Annotated in this window: 13 protein-coding genes and 1 tRNA gene; 4 read left to right on the top strand and 10 right to left on the bottom strand. The window is 69.4% G+C overall.

The window, feature by feature from the left end; all coding sequences use genetic code 11:
- The first annotated feature begins 246 nt into the window (after window positions 1-246).
- Together DEFCA_RS0118275 and DEFCA_RS22520 are read left to right on the top strand one after the other, a co-directional pair.
- A complete protein-coding gene (locus tag DEFCA_RS0118275) occupies window positions 247-1,434 on the top strand; it encodes an ATP-binding protein (RefSeq protein ID WP_025324439.1) in 1,188 nt (395 codons plus the stop codon).
- Window positions 1,435-1,615: 181 nt separating this feature from the next.
- On the top strand, window positions 1,616-1,840 hold the full coding sequence (locus DEFCA_RS22520) for a hypothetical protein (protein ID WP_169709641.1): 225 nt from the start codon (window positions 1,616-1,618) through the stop codon (window positions 1,838-1,840).
- Between the two features lie 191 nt (window positions 1,841-2,031).
- Here the strand turns inward: DEFCA_RS22520 and DEFCA_RS0118265 are convergent, their stop codons facing one another.
- From DEFCA_RS0118265 to DEFCA_RS0118225, 9 genes are all read right to left on the bottom strand, one after another.
- Complete coding sequence (locus DEFCA_RS0118265; RefSeq protein ID WP_025324437.1) at window positions 2,032-3,390, bottom strand: sigma-54-dependent transcriptional regulator; 1,359 nt, start codon at window positions 3,388-3,390, stop codon at window positions 2,032-2,034.
- Complete coding sequence (locus DEFCA_RS0118260) at window positions 3,387-5,177, bottom strand: PAS domain-containing sensor histidine kinase (RefSeq protein ID WP_169709640.1); 1,791 nt, start codon at window positions 5,175-5,177, stop codon at window positions 3,387-3,389. Before DEFCA_RS0118260 ends, DEFCA_RS0118265 begins: the two co-directional genes overlap by 4 nt.
- A gap of 120 nt (window positions 5,178-5,297) precedes the next feature.
- Window positions 5,298-6,983, bottom strand: a complete 1,686-nt coding sequence (locus DEFCA_RS0118255) for a class I adenylate-forming enzyme family protein (protein WP_025324435.1) — start codon at window positions 6,981-6,983, stop codon at window positions 5,298-5,300.
- 37 nt (window positions 6,984-7,020) lie between these two features.
- Window positions 7,021-7,773, bottom strand: a complete 753-nt coding sequence (locus DEFCA_RS0118250) for an ABC transporter ATP-binding protein (RefSeq protein WP_025324434.1) — start codon at window positions 7,771-7,773, stop codon at window positions 7,021-7,023.
- Window positions 7,767-8,543, bottom strand: coding sequence for an ABC transporter ATP-binding protein (locus DEFCA_RS0118245; RefSeq protein WP_025324433.1), 777 nt, complete (start codon window positions 8,541-8,543; stop codon window positions 7,767-7,769). Before DEFCA_RS0118245 ends, DEFCA_RS0118250 begins: the two co-directional genes overlap by 7 nt.
- On the bottom strand, window positions 8,540-9,559 hold the full coding sequence (locus DEFCA_RS0118240; protein WP_025324432.1) for a branched-chain amino acid ABC transporter permease: 1,020 nt from the start codon (window positions 9,557-9,559) through the stop codon (window positions 8,540-8,542). The genes DEFCA_RS0118245 and DEFCA_RS0118240 overlap by 4 nt, the downstream gene beginning before the upstream one ends.
- Window positions 9,556-10,422: a branched-chain amino acid ABC transporter permease gene (locus tag DEFCA_RS0118235; RefSeq protein WP_025324431.1), complete on the bottom strand. Its 867-nt coding sequence runs from the start codon at window positions 10,420-10,422 to the stop codon at window positions 9,556-9,558. Before DEFCA_RS0118235 ends, DEFCA_RS0118240 begins: the two co-directional genes overlap by 4 nt.
- Before the next feature lie 64 nt (window positions 10,423-10,486).
- Window positions 10,487-11,764 carry an ABC transporter substrate-binding protein gene (locus tag DEFCA_RS0118230; protein ID WP_025324430.1) on the bottom strand — a complete coding sequence of 426 codons (1,278 nt, stop codon included), beginning with the start codon at window positions 11,762-11,764 and terminating at the stop codon, window positions 10,487-10,489.
- Window positions 11,765-12,033: 269 nt separating this feature from the next.
- Window positions 12,034-12,651 (bottom strand): 4Fe-4S single cluster domain-containing protein, encoded by a 618-nt coding sequence (locus tag DEFCA_RS0118225; protein WP_025324429.1) that lies wholly within the window; start codon window positions 12,649-12,651, stop codon window positions 12,034-12,036.
- Window positions 12,652-12,730: 79 nt separating this feature from the next.
- Here DEFCA_RS0118225 and DEFCA_RS0118220 point away from each other — a divergent pair.
- Window positions 12,731-12,804: transfer RNA gene (locus DEFCA_RS0118220), tRNA-Cys, on the top strand.
- Between the two features lie 54 nt (window positions 12,805-12,858).
- Here DEFCA_RS0118220 and DEFCA_RS0118215 read toward each other — a convergent pair.
- Complete coding sequence (locus DEFCA_RS0118215) at window positions 12,859-13,155, bottom strand: hypothetical protein (protein WP_025324428.1); 297 nt, start codon at window positions 13,153-13,155, stop codon at window positions 12,859-12,861.
- A gap of 342 nt (window positions 13,156-13,497) precedes the next feature.
- On the opposite strand from DEFCA_RS0118215, the gene DEFCA_RS0118210 reads away from it, so the two are divergent.
- Window positions 13,498-15,204, top strand: a complete 1,707-nt coding sequence (locus tag DEFCA_RS0118210; protein WP_025324427.1) for a hypothetical protein — start codon at window positions 13,498-13,500, stop codon at window positions 15,202-15,204.
- The last annotated feature ends 4 nt before the right edge of the window (window positions 15,205-15,208 follow it).

Here is a 15,208-nt window from a genome sequence, read left to right as displayed (position 1 = left end):
ATCTACAAAAAGCAGCGTAAACGACGCCCACTTTCACTGTCGGCACGCGGTCGTTTCGGCTCTCCCTTGCGGAGATCACGGCCGCCGTGCCTCTAAAGTCCAGCATATAGAGTGCCCCCTCCCCTCCCCCTGGAGGCCGCTCCTGCGGAGAAACGGATACCCCTACGCGGGAGGAGGCTTGCCTATCTTTCGTGCAAATCCAAACTTTAACTTGCAGTTTGCACAAGCAGCCGGTACCCTGTGCGCATGGTCCGCCGCGAGATCTGCGAAGAGCTCCTCGAAAGCGCTGCCGAGTACCCGGTGGTCACCGTGCTGGGCCCGCGCCAAGCCGGCAAGACCACCCTCGTGCGCATGGCGTTCCCCGACAAACCCTATGTGTCGTTGGAGGACCCGGACGTCCACCTGGCCGCCGGGGCGGATCCCCGGGGGTTTCTGCGTTCGGTCGGGGAAGGGGCGATCCTCGACGAGGTTCAGCGCCTGCCCGCCCTGCTCTCGTACCTCCAGGGAATGGTGGACGAGCTTCCGACGCCCGGCCGGTTCGTCCTCACCGGAAGCCACCAACCCGAGCTTCATCGGGCCGTGGCGCAAACCCTCGCAGGCCGCACGGCCGTGCTCACCTTGTGGCCCTTCTCGGTCGGCGAGCTTCGCCACTACAAGCCCACCTGGGACGCCTTCGAGCTGATCGTGAAGGGGTGCTTCCCCCGGCTCCACCAGGAAAACCTCTCCCCCCGGCGCTTTTTCAACGGCTACCTCCAGACCTATGTGGAGCGAGACGTCCGGGCGCTCGTGCGCCTTCGGGATCTGTCGCTGTTCCAGCGGTTTCTGGTGCTCCTCGCCGGAAGGGTGGGCCAGGTGGTCAACCACTCCTCCCTGGCCAACGACGTCGGCGTGTCAGCCACCACGATCCGCAACTGGCTGAACGTCCTCCAAGCCTCCTACGCGGTGTTCGAGGTGCCGCCCTACTTCCAGAACATCCGAAAGCGCGTGGTCAAATCGCCCAAGCTCTATTTCACCGACGTGGGGCTGTGCGCGTTCCTGCTGGGGATCCACTCCGAGCAGCAGGCGTTCCGCGACCCGCTGCGCGGGAACCTGTACGAAAACCTCGTGGTGACCGAGGTGATCAAGGGGGCGCTGAACCGGGGCGTGCGGCCCGAGGTGTACTTCTTTCGGGACTCCCACGGAAACGAGGTGGACCTGGTGGTGCGGCACGAGGGCACATTGATCCCGGTTGAGATCAAGTCCTCGGAGACGTTTTCGCCGGCGTTCCTCAAGGGGATCGAGCGGTTCCGGGGCCTCGGGGCCGGACCCACCTCCCCGGGATTCGTCCTCTACAACGGAGACCGGACGTTCGAGGTGGGCGGGACGCGCGTGCGCAACCCGCTGCACGTGGAGCACCTGTGGCAGACCCTCACGGCGCCCCCGCGCCCCGGGTGAAAAACGCCGCGGCACCACCGGCCCTCGCGCCCGGAACCGCAAACAGGCGGCCGCCCCTTCGGGAGGATGTACCGGCCGCCCCCCTCTCCACCCAGGGTGCCGCCGCGCGCTGATTTCCCAGGGCCGCCGGGTGCTCCTGCGGCCGCGGATCCAGGGCCTCCACGGCCTTTCCGGAGACGAGGTGGACACCGTCCTGCTCGACATCGCGGCCAACGGCGGCCTGCGCACCCCCGCTCCCGCTCCGAAGCCTCCGCCCGACCCGGGCGACCAACATCTCTGGGATCTGCTGGCCGTCGAGCCGGGTACCGTGCTGGTGGCCGGAGATGGAGAACTCTTGGAACGCCCGCCGGCCTTTGCCCGCCTGCTTACCCCTGCTGCTTTCGCTCGGTTGTGGGGGCTCGCCTGAGCCCACCTCCTCGCACACGTCGCTCCGATTCGCTACTGGACAGCAGCGTGCCCCTATCCACCTCTGGGCAGCAGCGTTATCCCTATCCACCTGGGAAATCATTTTCCGTATCTGGGTATTTTTATTCCGAAAAGAATTGTTTCCGAACAGTTTTCAGGTCAGGAAACATTCAAGGATCAAAGGAAGGGCCCTCACCGGCCGGGGCCGCGGGTAGGGAGGTCGATGCCGTAGTCGCGGATCTTCTTGTCGAGGGTGGGGCGGGAGATGCCCAGGATCTCGGCCGCGCGCTTCTTCTCGTAGCCGGCGTAGGCGAGCACGTTCTCGATGTGCTCGCGCTCCACCTCCCGGAGGGGGCGCACGTACAGGGGCAGCCGCTCCCGCCGGCCCCCGTCCTCCAGCCGCAGGGTCTCGGGCAGCAGCACCCGGCCGGGCGAGAGCACGGCCGCCCGGCGCAGGGCGTTCTCGAGCTCGCGCACGTTGCCGGGCCAGGAGTGGGCCCGAAGCATCTCCATCGCCTCCTCGGGCACCACCTCCACGCTGCGGCCGAGCTCGTGGCGGATCTTTTCGAGGAAGAACGAGACCAGCAGCGGGATGTCCTCGGGCCGCTCCCGCAGGGGCGGCAGCTCCAGGGTCACGACCCGGAGCCGGTAGTACAGGTCGTGGCGGAACTCCCCCCGGGCCACCAGCTCGGCCAGGTCCCGGTTGGTGGCCGCCACCACCCGCACCCGGGCCTTGCGGGTCTCGACCCCGCCCACCCGCTCGAACTCCCGCTCCTGGAGGAACCGCAGCAGCTTCACCTGCACGTCCAGGGGCACCTCGGAGATCTCGTCGAGGAACAGGGTGCCGCCCTCGGCCAGCTCGAACTTGCCGGGCTTGGCCTGGACCGCGCCGGTGAACGCGCCGCGCTCGTGGCCGAACAGCTCGCTCTCCAGCAGGGTGGGGGCCAGGGCCGAGCACGACACGGCCACGAACGGGCCGTTGCGGAACCGGCCGTTGTAGTGGATGGCCCGGGCCACCACCTCCTTGCCGGTGCCGCTCTCCCCCTGGATCAGCACGGTGGCCGGCGAGTCGGCCACGGCGCCGATGGCCTTGTACACCTCCTTCATCGCCCGGCTGCGGCCCACGATGGTGTGGGGGTCGTACACCGGCGGGGGCGCGTCGGCAAAGGCGTAGCCCCGGCGGGACAGGGCGGCCAGGTCCAGGGCCCGGCGGATCACGGTGTCGAGGTGCACCAGGTCCAGGGGCTTGCCCAGGTGGTCGAAGGCCCCCCGGCGCATGGCCTCCACCGCGGTGGACATGTCGTCGTAGGCGGTGATGACGACCACCGGGGTGTCGGGCCGCACGTCCCGGACCTGATCCAGAAACCAGAACCCGTCCTCGCCAGGAAGCCGCAGGTCCAGGAGCACCAGGTCCGGCCCGTCGGGGCCCAGGTGCTCGAGCCCCTCCCGGGCGGTCTCGGCCGTGACCACCCGGAACCCCCGGCGCTTCAGGTGCAGCAGCAGGCTCCGTCGGATCGAGCGGTCGTCGTCGACCACGAGGATCGTCTTCATGCCTCCTCCCCTGCGGGCGGGCCGTCCACCGGCAGGTACACGGTGAGCACGGCCCCGCCGTTCGGGCCGTTCTCCGCCTGGATCCGGCCGCCGTGGCGCAGCACGATCCGCTGGCTCACGGCCAGGCCCAGCCCGCCGCCGCCCGCCTTGGTGGTGACGAACGGGTCGAACAGGTTCTCGAGCACCTCGGGCGGGATGCCCGGCCCGGTGTCGGCCACCCGCACCACGGCCCAGGGACCGTCCCGCCCCACCTCGATCCGGAGCCGCCGCACCGGCCCGGCCGGCTCCATGGCCTCGGTGGCGTTCAGCACCAGGTTGAGCACCACCTGCCGCACCTGGTCCGGGTCGCACGGCACGGGCGGCATGCCGTCGTCCACGACCACGGCCACGTCGATGCCGGCGTGGCGGAGCCGCTCCTCGCACAGGGCGGTCACCCCCCGCACCACGCCGCCCAGGTCCACCGGCACCACGGTGGGGTGCTGGGGCCGGGCGAACGAGAGGATCCCCTGGAGCAGCCCGTTCAGGCGCTGGATCTCCTCCTCGATGATCGCGAAGTTCTCCTCGGCGTCGCCGTCGGGGCGCACGGTCTCCCGGAGCATCTGGATGTTCATCCGGATCGAGGACAGGGGGTTTCGGATCTCGTGGACCACGCCCAGGGCCAGGTTGCCCGCGGCCGCCATGCGCTTGGCCGCCACGATCTCGTCGAACGCGGCCTCCAGCTCGCTGCGGGCCCGGTTCAGGTCGCGGGTGCGGGCCTCGACCCGCCGGCTCAGGGCCCGGTTCCACGCGGTCAGGGCCGAGGCCACCACCAGGCTTCCCAGGAGGATCGCGCCGATGGCGGCCGCCGTGAACCGGCCCTGCTCCTTCAGGAAGGTGCCCATCACGGCCTCGACCTCGCGCACCGGGGTGCACACCCCCAGGATCCATACCCGCTGCTGGACCCGCACCGGAGTGTACCCCACCAGCTTGCGCACGGTCTTCTCCGGGTCGGAGGGGTCCTCGAACTCGTACCACCCCACCCCCGGCCGGCGCTCCCGGGCCGCCCGGTCCAGCAGGCGATACAGCACCGGCCACCGGTCGTGGAACGCCTGCTCGAAGCTCTGGCCCCCGATCTTGCCGGCCGGGTCCACGAGCACGCTGCGCTCGTCCGCGTCCACCAGCCAGGCGTACCCCTCCTTGCCGATCCGCACCGACAGGATGTGGTCCTGGGCCAGCCGGTCGAAGTTCACGGTGAAGGTCACCACGCCCTTGAACTCCCCCCCGGGGCCGTAGATGCCCTCGGCCACGATCAGGGCCTTGTCGCCCCGGTGCTGGCCGCCCTTCATGGTCATGAAGGGGGTCACGTACACCTGCCCGGGCCGGCCCCGGTCCCGGGCCCAGCGGAAGTAGCCCCGCCACGAGTAGTTGCGGCCCAGGGTGTAGGCGTCCTCGGGTACGATGGCCACCACCGTGCCCTCGCGGTCGAACACCACCAGGTCGATGATGGGGAGGTCCGAGAGGGTCTCGTAGATCCGGCGCAGGCTGTTGGAGAACCGGCGGGCCTCGTCCGCCGTGACCTGCCCCTGCTCGAACAGGCTGGCCACGAGAGAGAGGTTGCGGCGGAAGGTGGCGAAGATGCCCTCGATGGTCCGGCCGGCCTGCCGGGCCAGGAGGAGCTGCTGGTGGTTGTACTGCTCGAAGAACCGCTCCAGGGCCTCGTCCCGGATCCGGTCCGCGGTGCGGGTGACCCAGACGAGCAAGGCGGCCGCCAGAAGAACCGATGCCAGTGCCACCCCCCAACGTTTCATGGAGATCAAGAACCCTCTCGGATCAGAAATTGGTGTGGCGTTCCGGAATGGCCCGCAGCTATCCGCCCAACTGCCCAGCCGCCTAGCTGCCCAGCCGCGCAGCGGGCCGAAGGCCCACCCCTACGCCCCCTGGGCCTTGCGCCGCTCCTCCTCGCGCACCTCGCGCCGCAGGAGCTTGCCCACCTTGCTCTTGGGCAGCATGTCGCGGAACTCGATGTAGTGGGGCACCTTGTAGGGCGCGAGCCGCTCCTTGCACCACTTGCGCAGCTCGGTGCCGGCCACCCCCTTGGCGTCGTGCTTCAGGACCACGATGGCCTTGATCCGCTCGCCCACCTTGGGGTCCTCCACCCCCACCACGCAGGCCCCCACCACCGTGGGGTGGTCCTGGAGCACGGCCTCCACCTCGGAGGCGCTCACCCGGTACCCCTTGTACTTGATCACGTCGGCCGTGCGCTCCATGAACCGCAGGTGCCCGTGCTCCGACTCGCTCACGAAGTCGCCCATACGGTAGAAGATCTCGCCGTCCAGCTCCACATAGGCCTTCTCGGTCTCCACCGGCTTGTTCCAGTAGCTCTTGATCGTGAAGTCCGAGGTCACCAGGAGTTCCCCTACCTCGCCCCGGGGCACCGGCTCCAGGGTCTCGGGGTCCACCACCCGGCACCGGTAGGAGCGCAGGGGCCGGCCGATCACGTCGGGCTCGGGCTCCTCGTCGAGCCGCCCGTAGGCCACGTGGCCCACCTCGGTGGCGCCGTAGACCTGCCGGATGGCCACGCCGGTGCGCTCGCGCCACCGGTTGAACACCTCGCGGGGCAGCACGTCACCCCCGCAGAAGCAGTAGCGCAGCGAGTCGAGCCGGTACTGGTCCACCCGGTCGTGCTCCAGGATCATGCGGTACAGGGCCGGCACCCCCAGGAACCACCGCACCCGGTGCCGCTCGATCTCCCGCAGCACGGCGTCCACGTGGGGCACGGGCATGAGCACCGCGGTGTTGCCGTAGTTCAAGGTGGTGGCGATCAGGAACCCCTTGGCCATGATGTGGTACAGGGGGTTGACCATGATGATGCGGTCCGTGCCCTGCTCGATGCCCGGGGCCAGCACCTCCTCCATCACGTCGCGGATGTAGCCCACCTCGGTGGCGTGGTTGCCCGGCACGCCCTTGGGGAACCCGGTGGTGCCGCCCGTGTACATGATGTAGGCCAGGTCCCGCCAGGGGTCCACCTCCACCTCGGGCGGCGAGGGGGGCGTGCGGCGCAGCAGCTCCCCGAACCGGTGCACGGCCTCGCCCCAGGCCACCCGGCCCCGGGGGATGCGGTCGAGCAGGTGGCCCACCGCGGTCTTCCACCGGGGGAGCAGCTCGGTCAGGTTGGTCACCACGATCCGCTGGAGCCCCGTGCGCTCGAGCACCTCCTGCACGTAACCGAAGTTCGTGTCCTGGCAGATCACGGTCTCCACCCCGGCGTCCTCCACCAGGTACTGGAGCTCGTGGGCCGTGTAGATGGGCGACACCGGCACCACCACGGCCCCGATCCGCTGGACCGCGAAGTTGGCCACCACCCACTGGGGGCAGTTGGCCAGGTACAGCATGACCCGGTCCTGGGGCCCCACCCCCAGCCGGGCCAGGGCCGTGGCGAACCGCTCCACGGCCTCGCGCAGCCACCGGTAGGTGTACCGGGTGCCCAGGTACACCAGGGCCGTCCGGCCCAGGTAGCGCTCGGCCATCCGGAAGAACCGGGTGTACGTGTACTCCCCGCCCCCCTCCTCGGGAATCCTGAGACCTTCCAGCGTGTACAGGCGTTCGTCGTTCATCGGTCCACGGTCCACGGTCTGGGGGCCTTCGGCCACATTACCCCATGCCCCCGAGGTAGGCGGCGCGCACGTCGGGGTTGTCCAGCAGCTCCTGCCGGGTGCCCTCGAGCACGGTGGAGCCGTTCTCCACGATGTAGGCGTAGTCCACGTACGGCAGCACCGGCCGTGCGTACTGCTCGGCCACGACCACCGTGACCCCCCGCTCCGACCGGATCTTGGGCACCGCCTGCATCACGTCGTGCTGGATGGAGGGCGCGAGCCCCAGGAGGGGCTCGTCCAGGAGCAGCAGCCTGGGCTGGGCCATGAGCGCCCGGCCGATCGCCACCATCTGCTGCTCGCCCCCGCTCAGGAACCCGGCCTGGCGCCGCCGCAGATCCTGGAGCCGGGGGAACAGCTCCAGCACGAACTCCAGGGTCTCCTTCACCTGGGCCCGGGTGGCCAGGTACCCCCCGATCTTCAGGTTCTCGATCACGGTGCACTCGGGGAACAGCCGGCGCCGCTCCGGGCACAGCACCAGGCCCCGCCGGGCCCGCTGGAACGCCTTGAGGTGCCCCACCGGCTCGCCCTCGTAGAGGATCTCGCCGAACTGGGTGATCCGCTCGCCCCCGCGCACCTTCTCTTTGTAGGCGATGTCCAAGAGGATGCCGCTCACGGCGTACATCAGGGTGGACTTGCCGGCGCTGTTCGCCCCGAACACGCCCACCACCTGGCCCTGGGCGCACCGGAGGGTGAGGTTGTTGAGGGCCAGCATGTTCTCGTAGAACACCAGCAGTTCCCGGACCTCTAGCATCCCTCTTCCTCCGACCCCAGGTAGGCCTCGCGCACCTTGGGGTGGGCCGTCACCTCCTCGGGCGGGCCTTCGGTGATCTTCTCGCCGTACGACAGGGCCACCACCCTCCGGGCCACCTGGAACAGCTCGCGCAGCCGGTGCTCGATCATCAGGATCGTGAGCCCCTGCTCGTTGATCTTGCGGATCAGGGGCACCAGGCTCGCGATCTCGCTGGCCGACAGGCCCGAGAACACCTCGTCGCAGATCAGCACCTCGGGGCTCAGGGCCAGGCACCGGCCCAGCTCCAGGCGCTTCAGGTACCCGGTGGGCAGGGTGCCGGCCGCCTGAAAGGGCACCCGGGAGTCCCGCTCGAACCCCAGCTCCTCCAGGATGTCGAGGGCCACGGTGTCGCGGTCGCCGTGCCGGCCCCCGCCCCGCCACCCGCCGGTGCGGCGGGCCCGGGGCGAGCACAGAGGCACCACCAGGTTCTTGTAGGCCGGCAGGGAGTGGTACGGCCGCATGATCTGGAACGTGCGGGTGATGCCGAGCTGGGCCACCTTGTGGGCCGGCATGCCTGTGATGTCGCGGCCGTGGAACAGCACCTTGCCCCGGGTGGGTTTCAGGAACCCGGTGATGCAGTTGATCAGGGTGGTCTTGCCCGACCCGTTGGGGCCGATGATGCCCACCACCTCTCCGGGCTCCACCCGAAAGCTCACGTTCTCCACCGCCCGGATACCGCCGAAGTGCATGGACACGTTGCGCAGCTCCAGGATCGGACCGGTTCCGCTCATACCTCGACCCACCTCTCGAACTGCTGGTACTTGCGCGCGGCGAACACCAGGATCCCCTCGCTGCGGAACACCACGAACCCGGCCAGCACCAGCGAGTACACCACGATCCGCAGCGACCCGAAGTCCCGGAGCACCTCGGACAGGGGCACCAGGATCAGGCTTCCAATCACCGGCCCCACCAGGGTGCCGCCCCCCCCGATCACGGTGGCCGCGATCGGCAGGATCGACAGATCCAGGGCGAACGCCGAGATCCCCACGCTCCGATACATGTGCACGTAGTAGGCGCCGGCGAAGCAGCCGAGCAGCCCGGCCAGGTACAGGGCCTTGAACCGCACGCCGGCCACGCTGATGCCCGAGGCTCGCACCGACTGGTCGTTCTCCTTGACGGCCCGGATCACCAGGCCGGCGTCCTCGGCCAGGTACCGCCGCAGGCCGAACACCCCCACCAGGAGCCCCAGGATCAGCCCGTAGGCCTCGGTCCACACCGACGAGAACCCGGCGATGCCCCGGAACCCCTCGGTGCCGCCCAGGATGTCGGCCGCCTCGATGATGCGGGTCATCAGTAGGGGGTACATCAGGGTCACGATGGCGAAGTAGATGCCCCGCAGGGGCAGGCACGGCGAGATCAGCACGGCGCAGATGCCGGCGCCCACCACGGTGGCCAGCCCGATCGCGAGCACCGGCGGCAGCCCCCAGGCCGTGTTCAGCAGGGCCGCCGTGTACCCGCCCACCCCGAAGAAGAACGCCCCGCCCAGGGAGACCAGGCCCACCTGGTTTGCCAGGAAGTCGAACGACACCGACACCAGGCCCAGCACGCACACCGACAGGGCCACCCGGTGCCAGTAGGGCCACGGCGCCAGAATCAGGGGCAGGGCCAGGAAGCCCACGATGAACAGGAGCCTCGGGCCCAGCAGGTAGGCCAGCTCCTCCAGGGAGCTCAGGGCGTAGATGGTCTCGGCCCGGGCCTTGATGCCCCGGTCGATCCGTTCCTTCCTTCGCTGGGGTTGCGCGTTCACACCCGCTCCTCCAAGGACTTCTGCCGGCCGAACAGCCCCGACGGCCGGACCACCAGGGTCACCACGATGGCCAGCAGCATCACCACCATCTGGTAGTGGGGCTTTCCGTAGGCCACGGTCACGTACTGGGCGAACCCCAGCAGGAACGAGGCCAGCACCGTGCCGACCCAGCTGCCCAGCCCCCCCACCACGCACACCGCCAGGGCGTAGATCAGCACCTTGTACCCCTCTTCGATCACGATGCTCCCGAGGGGGAAGATCACCACCGCGGCCAGGCCGGCCAGGGCCGACCCCAGGGCCACGGCCAGCATGCCGGTGCGGTCGGAGTCGATGCCCAGCATCATGGCCGCCCGCTCGTCCTGGGCGATGGCCCGCAGGGCCAGGCCCGCCTTGGAGAACCGGGTGTAGGCCCAGATCCCCACCAGCAGCGCCGCCCCCACGCCGACCACCAGGATCCGCTGGTGGTCCACGGGCACGTCGAACAGGAACACCACCCCGTCCGACACGGTGGGCAGGGCGTGGGTGCCGCCCCGGAACCCCCACCACCGCAGCCCCTCGAGGATGGCCAGCCCGATGGCGTACGAGGCGATCACCTCCGACATCTCCATGCCCCGGATCCGCTTGAGCACGAACTGGTAGAGCAGCAGCCCGGCCAGCCCGGCCACGGCCAAGGCGCCGACCACGGCCAGGGGGTAGGGCCACCCGGCCCGGTTCACGAACGCCCAGGCCACGAACCCGGTCAGCACGTACAGGGCGCCGTGGGCGAAGTTGGGCAGCCGGCTCACGCCGTACACCAGGCTGAACCCGAAGGCCATGAGCAGCAGCGCCACACTCTGGATGAACCCGTAGATCACGATGTCCATGGCGTTCCCTTCGGAGCGTCGCCGAGCGGCAGGGGGCGGGGCGGGGGCCCCACCCCCTGCGCCCCTATTCCTTCATCCAGGGGGGCAGCTTGAGCGTGCCCATGGCCCCGGCCTCGGGCCAGAACACCACCCGCTTGCCGTCCTGCCACTGGAAGAACGCCGAGATGGCTCCCTTGTTGGGGTCGGTGGACGGGATGACCTGGTGGCTCTTGGGGTCGAACCGGATCCGCCCGTACACGCCCATCAGGTCGATGGTCTCCAGGGCGTTGACCACGGCGTCCGGATCGAGCGTGCCGGCCCGCTCGATGGCGTCCTTCAGGGCGTACACGGCCATGTAGCTGGAGCTGGTGCCGTACCCCTCGGGCTCCAGGCCCCAGCGCTTCTTGTAGGCGTTGACGAACTTCATGGTCCACGGCGTGATCTCGGCCGGGGCGTTCCCGCCGTTGATCACGTCCACGATGGTGTACTCGCAGTTGCCGTTCGAGGCCTTCCAGAACCCCGGCTGCTCGGCCGCGGACATGAACCCGAACGGCACGCTCTTCATCCGGAAGTTCTTCCACTGCTTGAGTAGAATCGCGGTCTCGGGCATGTCCATGAAGATGAACAGGATCTGGGCCTCGCCCTTGCGGGCCTTCAGGAGGCCGGGGGCGAAATCGGTGTTGCCGGTGGGGTACACGTCGTGGCCCAGCACCGTGAACCCGGCCTTCTTCAGGAACTTCTCCACCACCTCGCCGGACTTGCGCGCGTGGGCCACGTCCTGGACCATGATGTAGACCCGCTCGAGACCGAAGTCGCTGCGCAGCTTCTTGAACACCGCCATGATCTCGTTGACGATGATGTTCACGATCTCGTTCGAGATCCGGAAGGCGTACTTGTACTTGTCGTAGTTCTTGGCGATCGTCTTGTGGTAGGCGGGCGACAGCACGCCCGTGGACACGATGGACACCTTTTTGTAGCGGCTCAGCAGGTCCAGGACCGCCAGGGCGGCCTCGGAGCGCACCGGCCCGCCCACCAGGAAGTCCACCTTGTGCTGGAGGATGAGCTTCTCCACCGCCTTGATCGCGTCGTCCACCGGAACGCCGGGCTCCAGGTCGCGGGTGTCGATCACCTCCACCTCGAACGGCCGCATCTCGCCGCCCACCTTGACCCCGCCGGCCGCGTTGATCTCCTCGACGGCCAGCCGGATGCCCCGCTCCGCATCCCACCCGTACAGGTACGCCGTGGACAGGGGCGCCCCCAGCTTGATCGGCTTGGCCGCCCACGCCGGGGCGGCAAGGGCTCCCGCCGCCGCCAGCACCCCCGCCATTCTCAACGCTTTTCCGATCCACCGTTTGCCTCGCATGCTCTCCTCCTTTCCCGCGCGACCGCGGCGCGGCCTGGGTGACGCGTGTCCTTCTGCACGAACCGTGCCCGGCTCTTCGGAAAACCAAGAAAGGCGGGAAACCCGCCCGCCCTCTACCACCCCACAAGACCTCGTTTGATTTTCACGAGAACCGCGCACCGATCCACTGTAAAGCACGGCGGCGGAATGTAAAGAAAGTTTACTCGGGGGAAGGGGGCCGCGCGCAGGCCAAAGGCCCCAGACCGACGACCGGCGACCAACGACCGAAGTCACTCCGCGGAGGCTGGCCGTCCGAGGCGACGGCGGAGGGAGTCGAGGAGGTCCGGCGGAGGGAACCCGCTCACCACGACCTCGCCGGAGGGCCCCAGGCTCACCAGCACGTCCGCGGGCAAACGCCGGGCGAGGGCCAGCAGCTCCTCTCCCCGGGGGGTCAGGGCCAGCAGGCGCTGGTTGGCCGAGCCCCGCAGGGGGGGGCGGGGGGGCAGGTCGCCCCGGAACGGGCCGTCCACGAGCAGGTCCACCCAGGCCAGCAGGGCCTTCCGGTCCTCGGGCCCGGCTTCGAGCTCCTCGCTCAGGTAACCGGTGAACGCCACCACGTCGAACCGGTGGGGCACCGCGGCGCGCAACCGGTCGAGGAACGCGACCAGCGCCCCGGCCTGATCGAACGGCTCCCCCCCCGACAGGGTCACCCCGTCCCAGGGCAGCAGGTCCACGGCCCGGTCCGCCATGGCCGCCGGGGCGAGGAGCCGACCGCCGGCCGGGCCCTGGAGCTCCGGGTTGAAGCAGCCCGGGCACCCCCGGCCGCACCCCTGCACCCACAGGGTCAGGCGGTCACCGGGCCCGTTCACGTGGCGGGTGACGGCGAGGTGGGCGAGGCGCAGGCGCATGGGGGCGCTCCGTGGACCCGCAGGGCCGTGAGGGTTGACAACCGCCCGCGGGCATGGGTACCTTTACGATCCTTCGCAGGGCGCCATCGCCAAGTGGTAAGGCAGAGGTCTGCAAAACCTCCATCCCCGGTTCGAATCCGGGTGGCGCCTCCAGCTCAGAGCAGACGGCCGGGCCCGCGGGCCCGGCCGTTTTTTTCGTTCCGGGGCTCACTCCGGAGCCTCGTCCCCCTCCTGCCCCCCGTCCCCGGCCCGGACCTCGGCCGCCATCTGGCGCATGCGGGCGAGGAACGCGAACAGGTATATCAGGGCCAGCCCGATCGCCACCGCGTGGACCCACCCGGCCACCGGCCAGAGCCACTGGACCAGGAGCGACATCCCGACCAAGGCGGCGGCCATCAGGGCGAGGTAGGGAAGCGCCCACAGGAGCGTCTCCCGGGCCTTCTCGCCGGTCTCCAACCCGAAAAACCGTAGAAACCCGTTGGGGGTCTCGTCCCGCGGTTCCATGCCTTCCTCTCGTTGGTGGGAAGCCTCGTCAGGCCCCTGCGGGCTAGAGACTAGAAACTAGAAACTAGAGACTAGCCTCCCAGCCCTCACGCGGGCCGAAGGCCCCAGACCGAAGACCGACGACCGTAGACCGAAGTCATTGAAGTACCCTTCACCGGCTCGCACTCACCGGGAGCCGGGCCTCTTCACTCTATCCCGCGCCCTCCGGCCGGTCAATTCCCGGGGGCTTTTCCTCTCCTGCCCGCCCGGGTACCCTATCACGGTGACTTCGGTCGTCGGTCTACGGTCCACGGTGGCGCGGGAGCGCGTGGACCCCGCCCCTCAGCCCCGAAAGGAACCGCCATGTCCAAAAAGCCCAGCAAACGTTTCATCCTCCTCGGCGGCATCCCCGTGTTCGACTACATGCTCCGGGTGGACCTGGCCGAGGTGGTTCGGGCCACCGAGGGGCGGGCGGTGATGGTGGGGCCCCGCATCCTGCTTCCGGCCGGCACCGTGTTCGAGTTCCGGGCCGACCACGACGAACGGCCGCTGTGGCTGAACCCCCTGGCGAACCGTCCGCTCCAGGACGTCCACGGGAAGCCCTTCTTCAGCCTAGAGTTCGGCGGCAAGCACGCCCAGCAGTTCGAGCACACCCTGTGCGCAGACCCCGACACCGTGCTCGAAGAGCTGAAGGCCGCGTTTCCCGACCGGATCCGGTCGGCCGACGACCTGGCCGTGGTGCGGGTCCCCGAGTCCGTGCCGGTCCACCTGGGGGGCAACAACAAGAACATCCTCGAGGAGCTCCACGCACTGTACGGCTCCCCGGAGCTCGCGGACCAGACCCGGGGCATCGCCCTGGAGCACCGGTTCTTCTTCGACACCAACGACCCGCGCTACCCCATGGTGCGGGACCTGTACGAGCGCATGGGCGTGTCCACGGGCACCCCCGAGGAGCTCCACGTGGACGGGCTGCTGCCCCGGATCTCGTACGTGCTCACCCTGGTCGAGGACGACGGCGCGGCGCGGGACCGCATCATCCTCACCGCCCGGAGCAACGAGGAGGTGATCCCGCGGGAGCGGCTGAACCAGACCTACTTCGACATCGAGTACCGGCTGCGGCGGGATCCGGCGTTCGTGGAGACCCACCTGGTGATCAACTCCATGACCAACCCGGAGGAGGTCCGGCTGGTGGCCCGGCTGCTCCAGACCGCGTTCGCCAGCGGAGTGAGGACCTACCTGTGCCCCACCCTCACCTGGCTGCGGTGCGTGGACCGGATGATCGAAGACAAGTTCTACGCCGCCGACAAGGAGCGGTTCTACGAGTACCGCAAGGACTTCCTGTACTCGGCGGTGCTGCCGTTCGTGCAGTACCTGGTGCTGAACCGCGAGGAGCTGGCGGAGGTGGACAACCTGGTCCACAAGAAGGGGATCGACGCCACCGCGAGCCACATCGCCCACCGGATGAACCGGGGCCGGTTCGAGGAGAGCTACGAAGGGGGCAAGGTGGTGGTCACCGGGGGGAGCCAGGGGGCCCGGTACACCGAGCGGCTGCCCCGGGAGCGGGCCGTGCGGTTCTGGCGCAAGGCCGAGCTGCCCGAGGGCATCGAGATCCGGTTCGCGGACCGGCGGATCGTGTGCGGCGACGACTACGTGACCAACCTGGTCTCCACCCTGGGGGCGGGCGACGTGTTCACCGGCGTGTTCATCGGGCTCACCGCCCTGGGCTGGGACGGCGGCCACGCCCTGCGCGCGGCCACCCTGGGGGCCCAGCACTTCATCCAGCACCGGGCCAAGCCCGCCATTGCCGACATGGTGGCCATGGACGAGGCCCACATCCGGCTCGGCACCGAGACCGAGCTCCAAGACGTGATCTCCCACCACGTGGCCTCCAGCGGCGACCCCACCCGGTACGGCACCATCACCGACACCGTGGTCACCATCCAGACCCGCCAGCTCCAGCACCCGTTCCGGGAGATCCTGGCCCTGGAGACCGGGCTCGCCGCCAAGGCCCGCCGGGGCCGCGGCGCGGCCCGGGCCCGCGGCCGGAAGCGGATCACAGGGGGCGGCTGACCGC

Origin of the sequence: Deferrisoma camini S3R1 (genome assembly GCF_000526155.1) — a bacterium.
In the GTDB taxonomy this organism is placed as follows: domain Bacteria; phylum Desulfobacterota; class Deferrisomatia; order Deferrisomatales; family Deferrisomataceae; genus Deferrisoma; species Deferrisoma camini.
This window is presented reverse-complemented; position numbering and strand designations above follow the sequence as displayed.